The 13832-nt window shown below is 58.9% G+C and carries 12 protein-coding genes; 7 read left to right on the top strand and 5 right to left on the bottom strand.

The features are described 5' to 3' along the window. Positions 1 to 4 precede the first annotated feature (4 nt). Genes ureE through ureG form a run of 3 tightly spaced genes read left to right on the top strand, consistent with a single transcriptional unit; the run spans position 5 to position 1741 of the window. Positions 5 to 487, top strand: coding sequence for an urease accessory protein UreE (ureE, locus tag Q1A52_RS11785; RefSeq protein ID WP_300015300.1), 483 nt, complete (start codon positions 5 to 7; stop codon positions 485 to 487). Further along, positions 477 to 1118, top strand: coding sequence for an urease accessory protein UreF (locus Q1A52_RS11780; RefSeq protein WP_300015297.1), 642 nt, complete (start codon positions 477 to 479; stop codon positions 1116 to 1118). Before ureE ends, Q1A52_RS11780 begins: the two co-directional genes overlap by 11 nt. Beyond that, a complete protein-coding gene (gene ureG, locus Q1A52_RS11775; RefSeq protein WP_300015294.1) occupies positions 1115 to 1741 on the top strand; it encodes an urease accessory protein UreG in 627 nt (208 codons plus the stop codon). Before Q1A52_RS11780 ends, ureG begins: the two co-directional genes overlap by 4 nt. A gap of 2 nt (positions 1742 to 1743) precedes the next feature. Here ureG and Q1A52_RS11770 read toward each other — a convergent pair whose 3' ends face one another. From Q1A52_RS11770 to Q1A52_RS11755, 4 genes are all read right to left on the bottom strand, one after another. Beyond that, complete coding sequence (locus tag Q1A52_RS11770; RefSeq protein WP_300015291.1) at positions 1744 to 2118, bottom strand: hypothetical protein; 375 nt, start codon at positions 2116 to 2118, stop codon at positions 1744 to 1746. 203 nt (positions 2119 to 2321) lie between these two features. Beyond that, positions 2322 to 2780: a (2Fe-2S)-binding protein gene (locus Q1A52_RS11765; protein WP_300015288.1), complete on the bottom strand. Its 459-nt coding sequence runs from the start codon at positions 2778 to 2780 to the stop codon at positions 2322 to 2324. Positions 2781 to 3012: 232 nt separating this feature from the next. Then, positions 3013 to 4656, bottom strand: a complete 1644-nt coding sequence (locus Q1A52_RS11760) for a hypothetical protein (RefSeq protein ID WP_300015285.1) — start codon at positions 4654 to 4656, stop codon at positions 3013 to 3015. An 18-nt stretch (positions 4657 to 4674) separates the two neighbouring features. Then, the gene (locus Q1A52_RS11755; RefSeq protein WP_300017283.1) at positions 4675 to 5787 is read right to left on the bottom strand and encodes an S-(hydroxymethyl)glutathione dehydrogenase/class III alcohol dehydrogenase; all 1113 of its coding nucleotides are present in this window, start codon (positions 5785 to 5787) and stop codon (positions 4675 to 4677) included. 229 nt (positions 5788 to 6016) lie between these two features. Here Q1A52_RS11755 and Q1A52_RS11750 point away from each other — a divergent pair, with 229 nt between their 5' ends. After that, positions 6017 to 9409 (top strand): indolepyruvate ferredoxin oxidoreductase family protein, encoded by a 3393-nt coding sequence (locus Q1A52_RS11750; RefSeq protein WP_300015282.1) that lies wholly within the window; start codon positions 6017 to 6019, stop codon positions 9407 to 9409. Between the two features lie 5 nt (positions 9410 to 9414). Here Q1A52_RS11750 and Q1A52_RS11745 read toward each other — a convergent pair whose 3' ends face one another. Continuing rightward, complete coding sequence (locus Q1A52_RS11745; protein WP_300015279.1) at positions 9415 to 10434, bottom strand: LacI family DNA-binding transcriptional regulator; 1020 nt, start codon at positions 10432 to 10434, stop codon at positions 9415 to 9417. Positions 10435 to 10719: 285 nt separating this feature from the next. On the opposite strand from Q1A52_RS11745, the gene hisD reads away from it, so the two are divergent. From hisD to Q1A52_RS11730, 3 genes are read left to right on the top strand one after another with little or no spacing between them, the layout of a single operon-like run. Further along, the gene (gene hisD / locus Q1A52_RS11740) at positions 10720 to 12027 is read left to right on the top strand and encodes a histidinol dehydrogenase (RefSeq protein WP_300015276.1); all 1308 of its coding nucleotides are present in this window, start codon (positions 10720 to 10722) and stop codon (positions 12025 to 12027) included. A gap of 5 nt (positions 12028 to 12032) precedes the next feature. Next, entirely contained in the window at positions 12033 to 12785 is a 753-nt protein-coding gene (locus Q1A52_RS11735; RefSeq protein WP_300015273.1) for an SDR family oxidoreductase, read from the top strand. Beyond that, the gene (locus Q1A52_RS11730; RefSeq protein WP_300015270.1) at positions 12782 to 13798 is read left to right on the top strand and encodes an alcohol dehydrogenase catalytic domain-containing protein; all 1017 of its coding nucleotides are present in this window, start codon (positions 12782 to 12784) and stop codon (positions 13796 to 13798) included. Before Q1A52_RS11735 ends, Q1A52_RS11730 begins: the two co-directional genes overlap by 4 nt. Positions 13799 to 13832: the final 34 nt, after the last annotated feature.

Genomic DNA, 13832 nt, shown 5'->3' with positions numbered 1-13832 from the left:
CATCATGATCACCACCGCACAAAAGATCACATCGCACGGTCACGACACCTCGGATCAGGTGACGCTGGACTATGACGCCCGGTTTCTCCGGCGCAAGGTACTGACGACCGACAACGGCGCGCAAATCCTCGTCGATCTGCCCAAGACAACATCGCTCGCACATGGGGATGCGCTGGAAACCACGGATGGCACGCGTATCGGTATCCGCGCGGCGGCGGAACCACTGCTGGAAATCAAAGGCCAGGATCTGCACCGCATCGCGTGGCACATTGGTAACCGCCACACCCCGTGCCAGATCGAGGTGGATCGCCTGTTGATCCAGCGCGACCACGTCATGGCACAGATGCTGAACACTCTGGGCGCTCATGTGCATGAGGTCGTGGAACCCTTCACCCCTGAGGGTGGTGCCTACGGGCACGGCCGCACCCACGGGCATGATCACGGTGCACAACATGGCCCTGAGCACAGCCACGCCCATGACCACTGATGCCATTCTGACACTGACACAATGGATGTCGCCTGGCTTTCCGGTAGGCGCCTTCGCCTATTCCCACGGGTTGGAAACCGCCATTGCCCACGGCGAAATCAAGGATATCAGCAGTCTGGAAGATTGGCTGCGTGACCTCATCGCGTGTGGCAGCGGGCAGGCCGATGTCGTGATCCTGTCAGCAGCCTACCACGCCACGGAAATCCAAATTGCCGAGATCGACACCACCGCCCGCGCGTTCGCGGCAACGGGGGGTCGGCTGCTGGAGACAGACCAGCAGGGCAGCGCCTTTGCACGTACTGTGGATGATGTCTGGGGCACTGATCTGGGTGCGCTGACCTACCCTGTGGCCGTTGGACGCGCCGCATCGGCCAAGGCTTTCGCGCTTGATCTGACTGCACATCTGTATCTGCAGGCATTTGCTGCCAATCTGATTTCGGCAGCTGTGCGGTTGGTCCCCTTGGGGCAGACCGAGGGGCAGGCCCTGCTCGCAAGCCTCACCCCTCTGATCCACGAGACGGTGGAGCAAGCCACGCAAACACCCTTGTCGCGCCTGTCCGCCAGCTGTTTGGCCGCCGATATCGCATCGATGCAGCATGAAACCCTCTATTCAAAGGTATTTCGCACATGACAAATCTTAATGGACCGCTGCGCATCGGGATTGGCGGCCCCGTTGGCGCCGGGAAAACCACGCTGACGGCGTGCCTTGCGCGTGCGCTCAGCCCGCAGCACTCCATCGGGGTGATTACAAACGACATCTACACGCAGGAAGATGCGGATGCGCTCATGCGGATGCAGGTTCTACCGCAAGACCGGATCATCGGCGTGGAAACCGGCGGGTGTCCGCATACAGCCATCCGCGAGGATGCCTCGATCAACTTGGCTGCCGTAGCGGAGATGCAGACCCGCCACCCGGATGTCGAGGCCATTCTGATCGAAAGCGGCGGCGATAATCTCAGCGCGACGTTTTCGCCGGAACTTGCCGACGTGACGCTCTACGTGATCGATGTGGCGGCGGGCGAGGAGATACCGCGCAAAGGGGGGCCAGCCATCACGCGCTCGGATATCTTAGTTATCAACAAGACCGATCTTGCCCCGCATGTCGGTGCTTCCCTTGAGGTGATGAAGCGGGATGCGGCGCGGATGCGGGCCGGACGCCCCTTTGTGTTTACGGCGCTCAGGCATGGTGATGGGCTAGACCATTTGATCACCGCTCTCCGCGAAATTTCCGGACTGGGATTGGTCCGCGCCTGAGATCAGTTGAAGGCGCAGGGCTGACCCGCCGCGCCCCAGAGGCGCAGATCCGCGATATGGCTTTCGAGATCATAGGGTGCAGGTTCCCGGGTGCCGCCCGGCGCCCAAGCCCAGTGTAGGATCACGTCGTGACCCAGATGTTCGGCAAGCTCGTCAACAGTACGTCCACCGTTCCGCGCCGGATCGCGCAACTGCGCGCAGATAAAATCACTGGAGCGCCCAAACCAGTCTGCCTCTACCGGCGCCAGCCGCCACGCATCGGCCACCTGCGGTGCCGCGTGTGGTACGTCCTGCCCGCCGGTCTCGTTGGTTACGTGGCAAGTGCGACAGGGTATCGTTTCCGCGCCGATGCGGCTTTCACCTGCGCGGATCATCATGCCGTGCGGTCGCGGATCTCCATAGCTCGGGCCGGACCACATCGGGCGGTCACTTGATCCGACATGACAGTTCGAGCAGCGCGGATGGGAGACAACTTCGTATATGCGATTCCAGGCTGTGAGACCTTCGCCGCGGTCGGCGGTTACTTCACCTTCTGCATAAGAAGCAGTCGCCAGAGATATGAAAAATATCAGAAAATATTTCATTTCTGCCTTAGAGAAGACGCCGCTGTTTTGATCGCAGTTCGAATGCGCGGATAGGTTCCGCATCGACACAGATTACCGCTCATCGCCGCATCGATATCCTTGTCGGTAGGGTCCGGCACAAGGTCCAGAAAAGACGCCGCTTGCATGATTTGACCGGATTGGCAGTAGCCGCACTGCGCCACTTGATGCTCAATCCATGCGGCCTGCACTGCATGCAACGCCTGAGGTCTCCCTAAGCCCTTGACGGTCGTGACATCCCCGTCGACATCCGCGATGGCCAACTGGCATGACCGAACCGCAATGCCATCCACATGCACGGTGCACGCACCGCATTGCGCGATCCCGCAGCCGTATTTAACATCTGTTATGCCAAGCGTATCACGCAGAACCCAAAGCAACGGCATGTCCTCTGCCACGTCGACAGTATGTTCGGTGTCATTCACTATGAGCTTCATCTGACGCGCCTTTCGGGTTGCTTCTAACCTAACCTGCGCTGTTTTCTTCGGCAATGACGGCGTCGCGTCAGTCCAGAGGCTAGCATATGACGGCTCAGGTCAAAGCTAATGACGAGCAAAAACCGCACCTGTGGAAAAGCCTCTTGTCAAATTGCAAATCAGTACGCCATTTGCGCTTTGGCTGTGGACGAACATGCGGCCGCGATCAGCTGTGTACTAGCCACGAGGCAGATCAAACGGCAGCGCTTGTACTCCGGCAGAAGCAGGACGCGCGGATGGGGACTGTTGCGCGGGCCAGAGCAGGGTCTAGTTGAAGTTTGATGTGCCGTGCTTCTGTCAATGCACCGCGCTGCACCAGGCATTCGTACAGACCGTGCAAAGACCAGACGTTACGTGGGTGCTGACAGGCGCGGGCCAAGGTTTCATCCAGCCCGAGGTCTGCGCGGTAGACTGCTTCGGCCTCTTCAAACTGCCGCAGCTCCATCAAGAGCGCCCCCAGCGCGTGGCGCGTGGGTTGCATCCACCCCCAAGGCTCGTCGTAGAGCAAAGCATCGTCCAGCGCGACAGAGCGGCGCAGGTGTGCGATACCCGCTTCCGGATCGCCCGATTTGAAGGCAAATTCACCCTCCATCATCGCCTCACCTACTGCAAGAATATCAGACCCGAAGTTATTGAAAACCATACGCGTTTCCTGCACACTGATCAGCGCCCGACTGGCCAACTCCCGCTCCGCCTGCGCCGCGTCGATCTGACCGAGATTGGCAAACGCAATGACCCGAGCCTGACGCATAGCAGCCGTTGTGTAGCTATAGAGCTCCGGGTCGTCGGGAAGCGTCATGTCTATGATCTGCTGCCACATCCCAAAGCGGACCATGACGTGGACTTTCTTGCCCCAGAAGCTTTCAAACAAATCCGGCATGTAGCGCACAACCGGATCAGGCAGCATTTCAATCAGCCGGTCAGAGGCCGCCAACGCGCGTTCAGGTTGCCCCAGAAACATCGCGCCATAGGCTTCGAAATGTACATTGTGAATGCGGTAAACGGTGTAGAAGTTCTTGGCGCCCATCAACGCTTCGTACTTGCGATCCACCTCTGCCGCACGGGCATTGCGCGCCACGACATTCTGGTATTCACCACAGAGCACATCAATATGTGTCGCCATATGCACTAAGTGCCCGGAATCCGGCACCAGATCGACCAGCCGGTCGCCGTGGCGCAGGGCCTTTTCCGGGAAAGGCGACATCTCCATAAGGTGAATATACATGTGCAGAAGGCCCGGATGATCCCACGCGCCGGGCAGGGTGTCGAAGGCAGTCTCCAACGCAGCCTGCGCCTCCAGCGTTGACGCGCCTTCGCGTGGCTCACCGCTCGGCAAGTCCCATAGCAGCCACGGCGTACGATTCATCAGCGCCTCTGCAAAGAGGCAGATTACATCAAGATCACGCGGGTGCGCTGCGTAAACACGGCGCATAGCATCGGAGAAAGCGTCATTCCATGGTGCGAAATCTTCAATCTCCGGATCGTCAGGAAAGCGGTCACAAAGCGCCTCTATCAAAGCTGCCTCGACCGGGGTGAGGCCCTTGGCCAGTCTCTTGGCCTCAGTAAGCGCCGCATGGGCCTCATCAAGCGTGGTCACCCGCTCTTCAGGTGTAAAAAACTCCCAGGGTTTATTATAGTTGGGGCCAACCGCGTAAGCCACACCCCAATATGCGACCCCGCACCCGGAATCTGCGTCAATCGCCTTCTGGAAACAGCGTGCGGCGGCCTCATGGTTGTATCCGAAGAGCCAGACCAAGCCGTCATTGACCTGCTTTTGCGCCTCTGACGATACGGTTGTAACCGCGCGCGAGAAGCTGCCGAGATCAAAGCCCTCCATGACTACGAAACAATCATCTCAGAACTCCACGACGGCGCGGATGGATTTGCCTTCGTGCATGAGCTCGAACCCGTAGTTGATCTCATCAAGCGTCAACTTATGCGTGATCATCGGGTCGATTTCGATCTTGCCGTCCATGTACCAATCCACGATCTTCGGCACGTCCGTGCGCCCCTTGGCCCCGCCAAAGGCCGTGCCGCGCCAGACCCGGCCTGTGACCAGCTGGAAGGGCCGTGTGGAAATCTCGGCCCCCGCGGGCGCCACGCCGATGATGATGCTCTCCCCCCAGCCTTTATGCGCAGCCTCGAGCGCCGTGCGCATTACGTTGACATTGCCCGTAGCGTCAAAGGTGTAATCCGCCCCACCCTTCGTAATCTCAACCAGGAGGGCAACCATATCCCCATTCACCTTGGATGGATTGACAAAATCAGTCATTCCAAAATGTTTTCCCATCTCGGCTTTGTCATCGTTCAAATCAACACCGACGATCTGGTCTGCCCCTGCCAGTTTAAGGCCCTGGATGACGTTGAGGCCAATGCCGCCCAGTCCAAAGACAATCGCGCGGGATCCAATTTCGACCTTGGCAGTGTTGATCACCGCCCCGATGCCTGTAGTCACACCGCAGCCAATGTAGCATATCTTGTCGAATGGCGCGTCCTTGCGCACTTTTGCCAACGCAATCTCGGGCACCACGGTGTGATTAGCAAAGGTCGAGCAGCCCATGTAGTGGTGGATCGGTGTTCCGTCGAGCATCGAAAACCGCGTGGACCCGTCAGGCAGTAAACCTTGCCCTTGGGTGCTACGCACTTTTTGGCAAAGGTTGGTTTTCGGATTCAGGCAGTATTCGCATTCCCGGCATTCCGGCGTATACAGCGGGATAACGTGATCGCCGACTTCGAGCGTTGTGACGCCCTCGCCGACCTCAATCACGACCCCCGCACCTTCATGGCCAAGGATGGCTGGGAAGATACCCTCTGGGTCATCACCTGAGCGGGTGAACTCATCGGTGTGGCAAAGACCCGTAGCCTTGATCTCAACCAACACTTCGCCTTTACGGGGGCCTTCGAGGTTCACCTCCATGATCTCAAGCGGTTGTCCGGCAGCAACGGCAACGGCGGCGCGGGTTTTCATCATGGGGCCTTCTCCTCACTGAAATCTGACAATTCCAGAGAAAGCCGCGCGGCTGTGATGTCAAGAGAATGCTGCCGCGAAGTAAAAGTGCTGTTTCAAAAAATTATTCCACAGGACGACCAAAGCTGGAAATTTTTCATCACACATCCGTTCAATTGTGAATTTCTGGCAAGTCTTTTCCCACCCTTTCCGTAAGATCGCATGCAAGCATAGAACTCGGGGAGCCGACATGACTCATCAACCGCAAAAAATCAGTACCTACGCCTTGGAAGATCGCTATTCCAAAATGACAGGTCGCGTGTTCATGACCGGCACGCAGGCGCTGGTGCGGATCATGCTGGATCAGGCTCGCCGCGACCGGCAAGCCGGATTCGACACGGCGGGATTTGTCTCGGGCTATCGCGGCTCACCACTGGGTGGCGTGGATCAGGAGATGTGGCGGTCAGCCGACCTGCTCAGCGATGCAGCGATACGGTTTATGCCAGCGGTGAATGAAGATCTCGGCGCGACCGCAATTCTGGGTGCGCAGCAAGCCAGCCTCGATCCGCTGTGTGACGTCCAGGGCGTATTTTCGATGTGGTACGGGAAGGGCCCGGGCGTGGACCGATCCGGCGATGCATTAAAACACGGCAATGCCTATGGGTCTGCCGCGAAAGGCGGCGTGCTGGTCGTTGCGGGCGACGACCACGGCTGTGTCAGCTCATCCATGCCGCATCAATCAGACGTCGCTTTCATGTCGTGGTTCATGCCGACCCTGAACCCGGCAAGCGTCGCGGAATACCAGGCCTTCGGCGAATATGGTTTTGCGCTCTCGCGATTTTCAGGGACCTGGGTCGGTTTCAAGGCAATCTCCGAAACCGTGGAGAGCGGGCAGTCAATCGACATCACGCCGGACCGGATTTTCAGCCAGCCCGACTACACAGCCCCGCCCGGTGGGCTGCACGTGCGGGTTGCAGATTTGCCCAGCCCCGAAATCGAGACGCGCATCCGCCATAAGCTCGACGCCGTGCAGGCCTTTGCCGAAGCAAACCCCATTGATCACGCGATTTACGGCATCGAGAAAGCCACGTTCGGATTTGTAACCACGGGCAAGGCGCATCTGGACCTGATGGAGGCGCTGCGTCTTCTGGGGTTGGACGAGGCCCAGTGTCGCGCGCTTGGCATCGACATCTACAAGGTAGGAATGGTCTGGCCCCTCGCCCATCACGCAGCGCTGGATTTCGTGACCGGCAAGCGTGAAGTGCTGGTGATCGAGGAAAAGCGCGGCATCATTGAGTCGCAGTTCAAGGAGCATTTTTACGACTGGCCCGGTCGAAAACCGGAGCGGATGGTGGGCAAGTACGACGAAGAGATGAACCCGCTGGTGCCCTGGACCGGGGAGTTGAGCCCCAGGGTGCTGATCCCCATCATCGCGAACAGGCTGAACCGGTTTTTCCCGGATGAGAGGTTCGTGGAAAAAGCACGCATACTGACACAGGTTGAGCCGCCGGTGATACGGGTCGAGGGCGCAACGCGCACCCCTTACTTTTGCTCTGGCTGTCCACACAACAGCTCCACCAAAGTGCCCGAGGGATCGAAAGCCGCCAGCGGCATCGGATGCCATGTCATGGCCTCGTGGATGGATCGGGAGACAGTTGGCTACGCACAGATGGGGGGCGAAGGGGTTCCGTGGATCGCCAGCTCGCTCTTCAATGGAGGCAAGCACATCTTTCAGAACCTCGGCGAAGGCACGTGGTATCATTCGGGCTCCCTGGCCATCCGCCAGGCGGTCGCGGCGGGCACGAACATTACCTATAAAATCCTTTACAATGATGCTGTTGCCATGACCGGGGGGCAACCAGTGGATGGCCCGGTGTCCGTGACAGGGATCGCACAGACCTGCCGCGCAGAGGGGGTTACGCGCATTGCACTTGTCTCTGATGATGTCGGCAAATTTAAAGCGTCGGACTTTCCAACCGGGACAACTTTCCATGATCGTGACGAAATGGACAAGCTGCAACGAGAGCTGCGCGAGGTTTCAGGCGTTTCAATCCTGATCTATGAACAGATGTGCGCCACGGAGAAACGTCGCAAACGCAAGCGTGGTCAGATGCCAGAGCCTGAGCAGGTTGTAGTGATCAATGATCTTGTCTGTGAAGGCTGTGGTGACTGTTCCGTAGAGAGCAATTGCCTGAGCGTGGAGCCGCTGAAGACTGAATTTGGCACCAAGCGGCGGATCAATCAGTCAAGTTGCAACAAGGACTTCTCCTGTCTGAACGGATTTTGCCCAAGCTTTGTGACACTGGAAGGAGCTACGCGCCGTCGTTCACCCCGGCACGAGGTGGATGTCACAACGTTGAGTGCGGCGCTCCCCTTGCCCCCTCTACCAGAATTGGACAAGCCGTATGATCTTTTGGTCACCGGCGTCGGCGGCACAGGCGTCATCACTGTCGGCGCGCTCATTTCCATGGCCGCGCATCTGGAGGGTAAAGGCTCCAGCGTACTCGACTTCACCGGATTTGCGCAGAAATTCGGTACCGTGTTGGGATACATACGGATCGGGGCTGGCCCTGACCACCTGCATCAGGTGCGGATCGACGCCGCAGCTGCAGATGCCGTCATCGGGTGTGACGCGGTCGTCTGCTCTTCGCCCAAAGCCTCCGCGCACTATCGAAAGGGTACGAAGGTCGTGTTAAACCAAGCCGAAATGCCGACCGGTGATCTGGTTCTGAACCGCGATGCAGATCTGCGGATCGACAAACGTAAGGCCGCGATCGAAGCGGTTGTGGGACAAGACGCGCTGGATGCCCTAGACGCAGGTCAGCTCGCCGATGATCTGATGGGCGATGCCGTCTATGCCAATGTTATCATGTTGGGATTTGCCTGGCAGCGCGGGCTGGTACCAGTTGGATTCCAAGCGCTGATGCGGGCGATAGAACTCAATGGCGTGGCACCTGAACAGAACAAGCGGGCCTTTGCCCTCGGGCGGGTGACGGCGGAAACACCGGACAAACTGCAGGCACCCATGCAGGCAGCAGACGAAACCCTCCAAGATGTGATGGCGCGGCGCATAACGTTCCTGAAGGCCTACCAGAATGCCGCTTACGCTCGGCGTTTTGAGGATAAAATGGAGCACCTTATGCAGCTGCCGGAAGATATTCAGATTTCGGCGGCGAAATCACTTTTCAGATTGATGGCGTACAAGGATGAATATGAAGTGGCGCGCCTGCACCGGGATCCCGGCTTTCAAGCGCGATTGCGGGAAGATTTCGAAGGGGATTTTCGGCTACACTATCACTTGGCCCCGCCTTTGTTGTCGCGCAAAAAAGACGGCCGCGGCAGGCCGATAAAGCGTGAATTCGGACCCTGGCTTGGCCCCGTCTTTGGTGTTCTGGCCCGTCTCAAAGGGTTGCGCGGCAGTTGGGCGGATCCATTTGGATTTCATCCCGACCGCAGGTTGGAACGTGCATTGATCGTCTGGTTCGACGAAATCCTGACACAGATACCGAGGTTGTGGCAGGCGGGTCATCACGCAACCGTTCGCAAGCTAGTCGCCGCCCCCCTGGACATACGTGGCTATGGCCCGGTCAAGGAAAACGCGGTGGCGGAGGTCCGGGCGCGGGTGGCACAGCTGCTCGCATAGACAGGTCAGTGCGGCGGTGCCGCCAGCGACGCGCGATGAATGAACTCGGTGGACAGTGGCGTTGGCACCTCAATCGGGTCCCCGCTCAGTTTTGCAAGCAGCATTTTGGCCGCGGCGCGTCCCATTTCAATCTGCGGCACACGCACGGTCGCCAAGGGCGGATTGGACACCGACGCCAGCCCGATGTCATCGAACCCCACAAGGGAGACGCGGCCAGGCACGTCAATCCCCATCTGGCGCGCGCGCATCAGGGCCCCTGCCGCCAGCACGTCATTTCCGCACATGATGACCGTCGGCGTATCGGGTCGTTCCAGAATCTGCGAAAAGGCCTCACCGCCGAATTCCAGCCGATACTTTGCTTCTTCTACATGTAGCAGTGCGGCGCCTTGCCCGAAATCGGTGATGGCAGCTTCAATCCCGATGTGCCGGTCGCGCGCCCTGTCATTCCCATCCCGCACACCGCTGATCATTGCGACCCGACGATGACCCATGGCCAAAACGCGGCGTGTCGCGTCATAGGCCGCCTGGCGATTGTCAAATCCGACATAAGTCTGCTCGGACTGCGGCCTGAAGCACCACGAAATTACGTGCTGTACGTGCCGCTTGGCCAGAAAATCACGGGTCGCCTGCGGACGTTCGTCCCCGATCAGCAACAACCCGTCCGCGCCATGGGCGATCAACGCCTTGATCTGGCGGAGCTCCTGCTCCGGATCATAACCGGTGCTGGCCAGCAGCAAGTTGACCCCCGCTTCGGAAAGCACCTCCTGAAACGCCTGCACACCGCTGGCGAACATTGCGTTCGCCATGCTGGGGATTATTGCACCCACCGTATTGGTCCGGTTCGACGCCAGCGCTCGACCGCCGAAGTTAGGCGTGTAGCCCAATACCTCGATCGCTTTCTCAATCTTGTCGCGCGTTTGCTTGGCAACTTTATCTGGGTCGTTCAACGCCCGCGAGATGCTGGCGGTCGACACACCAGCCATCCGGGCAACATCTTCAAGAGTAGGGGCAGAATTTCGGGCCATCCGTGGATCGTATCGTCCTTTGCGGTCAAAGGCTTGCAGTTTCTGGTGCAGACACCGCCCGACCTTTTCAAGACCTTAAGAGGAAAGACTTGCAAGAATCAATGTAAGCGCTTACATAAGTACCCCAACAGGAGCTGTTCGATCACCGTTCAGACTCCGTCTGGGAGGTTGTCATGTACACTTCGTCATGCGCAATTGCTGTCGGAACGGCGCGGCGGTTGTCGAACGTACGCATGCCTCTCCACTCAGAAATCAGATCCGGATCATCAGACAGGAATCCCTTAAATGGCTCGTGAGTACCTCAAGAAAGCTGCAAAAACCGCAATGACGGATGCGGGCGATGTGCGCGAAACGGTTCAGAACATCCTCAACGATATCGAGGCGGGCGGCGATGCAGCAGCACTGAAGTATGCCGAGAAATTCGACAATTATCAGGGCAGCATCATTCTGAATGATGAAGAGATCGCCGCCGCGTCGGTTCTGGTGTCGCAAAAACTGAAGGACGATATCGCCTTTGCACATGACAACGTGCGCCGTTTCGCCGAGACGCAGAAATCAACCATGCAGGATGTCGAACTGGAAGTTGTGCCAGGCCTGATTGCGGGACAGAAGGCTATCCCCTGCCGTGCCGCGGGATGCTATGTACCCGGCGGTCGGTATAGCCACATCGCCAGCGCCATCATGACAGTGACAACGGCGAAAGTTGCTGGCTGCCAGCACATCACTGCCTGTTCGCCGCCACGTCCGGGTGTTGGGATCAACCCAGCCATTATCTATGCCGCCAACCTCTGCGGAGCCGACAATATCCTGTCGATGGGCGGGGTGCAGGGTGTGGCTGCGATGACCTTCGGTTTGTTCGGTCTGCCCAAATCGGACATCCTCGTGGGACCGGGCAACCAGTTTGTGGCAGAGGCCAAACGCATCCTCTTTGGACGCGTAGGCATTGACATGATCGCCGGGCCTACCGACAGCCTCATCCTCGCGGACAAGGACGCCGATCCGTTCATTGTCGCCACAGACCTCGTCGGTCAGGCAGAGCATGGGTACAACTCACCGGTCTGGCTGGTCACCGATGACCGTGCTCTTGCAGAAAAAGTCATGGAGATCGTGCCCGGGCTGATTGCCGATCTGCCGGAATTGAACCGCGCCAATGCAGAAGCCGCATGGCGCGACTACGCCGAGGTGATTGTCTGCGCCGATCGCGAGGAAATGGCGGCCTGTTCGGACGACTATGCTCCGGAACACCTGACGGTGCAGGCAGCGGATTTGCCGTGGTGGCTTGATCGCCTGCAGTGCTATGGCTCGCTCTTTCTGGGCGAGGAAACCACCGTGGCGTTCGGCGATAAGGCGTCGGGCACGAACCACGTGCTGCCGACCTCGCAATCTGCAAAATACACAGGCGGTCTTTCGGTCCACAAGTACATGAAAATCGTCACATGGCAGCGCGCAACGCGTGAAGGATCCAGACCGGTGGCAGAAGCAACAGCACGCATTTCCCGCCTCGAAGGTATGGAAGGACATGCACGCACGGCAGACGCACGACTGCACAAATACTTCCCAGAAGAAAACTTCGACCTGTCCGCAACTGATTGATCCCGATGAGCACGCTCTTCGATGTTTCCGGAAAAGTAGCCTGCGTGACCGGGGCCAGCAGCGGCCTCGGGCGTCAGGCAGCCAGCCTGTTGGCACGTGCGGGCTGCCGGGTCGTCGGGGTGGCCAGACGACCGGATCAGCTTGCAGCATGGACGCAGGAAACATCAGGGGAGACAGCCACGGTAAGTGCTGACCTTTCTGATCGCCGCGCGCTCCGTGGGATCGCCGCAGCAGTGGAAAAACCATTTGGGCCGATTAACATCCTGATTAACGCGGCGGGGATCAACACGCGTCAGACAGCGGATGAGGTTACGGACGAAGGCTGGGACGCCACGTTGAACCTCAATCTGGCTGCGCCATTCTTTCTGGCTCAGAAACTGGTGCCGGCCATGAAACAAAGCGGTTGGGGCCGGATCATCAATTTTGCCTCGTTGCAGTCGCGCCGGGCTTTTCCGGGCGGTATCAGCTATGGCGCATCTAAGGGCGGCGTGGAACAAATGACCCGCGCCATGGCTGAGGCATGGTCCACCCATGGCATTACAGCCAATGCTTTGGCGCCGGGCTTTTTTCGGACCGAGTTGACGGGACCGGTTTTTGCGAACCCTGAACTGGCGCAACGCAATGCTGATCAGACCTGTATCGGGCGCAATGGCGAACCCGCCGATCTCGACGGGCCACTTATGTTCTTTTGCTCGGAGGCATCGGCCTATGTGACCGGACAGACCCTATTCGTAGACGGAGGTTTCACCGCGAAATGAAAGCGCTTGTGTACACGGACGTCGAAGAACTGTCTTACATCGACCGCCCCATGCCCGAAGCCCGCGAGGGCGAGGCGCTGGTACGCATCATGGCCTCCGGCATATGCGGGTCAGACATGCATGCATTCCTCGGCCATGATCCTCGTCGTCCCGCTCCGCTTACCCTGGGACACGAGGCAGCGGGTATTGTGGTTGGCGGGCCCGATGACGGCCGTCGCGTTACCATCAACCCTTTGGTCGCGTGCCAAAACTGTCAAGACTGCGAGGCTGAACGTGAAAACCTTTGCGCGCAGCGGGAAATAATCTCTATGCCACCACGACAAGGTGCGTTTGCCGAATATGTCGCCATGCCGCTGCAAAACCTGGTGACCGTGCCAGATCACGTCCCGCTTGCGCATGCGGCGCTGGCGGAACCGATTGCTTGCGGCTGGCACGGCGTCCGACTGGGTCGGGCGGTTCTGGGCGGCGATCTGTCCGGTTTGCGCTGCGCTGTAATCGGGGGCGGTGCCATCGGCGTCGGTGCGGCGCTTTCGCTGTCGGCGCAGGGTGCGCGTGACATAACCGTAATCGAGCCCAATGAGGTGCGCCGCGCCCGACTGGCCGATGTCGCAGGCTTCGAGGTCTGCGCCCCGGATGAGCCGGCAATGCCTCCGGAAGGATCGGTGGATTTCGTGATCGACGGTGTTGGATTTGCCGCAACCCGCGAGACGGCGAGCCGCATTGCCCGCGCCGGTGGTGTGATTGCTCACATTGGTCTGGGCGAGGCAACGGGGGGCCTCGACATCAGACGGATGACCCTGCAGGAGATTACCTTCATCGGCACCTACACCTATACCGCCAAGGACTTTGTTGACACTGCTACTGGAATTTTCGACGGACGGCTGGGCCCATTGGACTGGCTGGAGGAGCGCCCCCTTTCGCAAGGTCAAAACGCGTTTCGGGACATTCGCGCCGGAACTGTGGCCGCACCGAAAATCATATTGACCCCGGAACATCACGCGTCCGACACTTGAGGCCCGATCAATCGGCCATTGGCCGTCGCACATG

It is taken from the genome of uncultured Roseobacter sp. (assembly GCF_947488185.1).
Classification (GTDB): domain Bacteria; phylum Pseudomonadota; class Alphaproteobacteria; order Rhodobacterales; family Rhodobacteraceae; genus Roseobacter.
The sequence above is the reverse complement of the archived record's forward strand: the minus strand, read 5'-3'. Positions and strand labels throughout refer to the sequence as shown.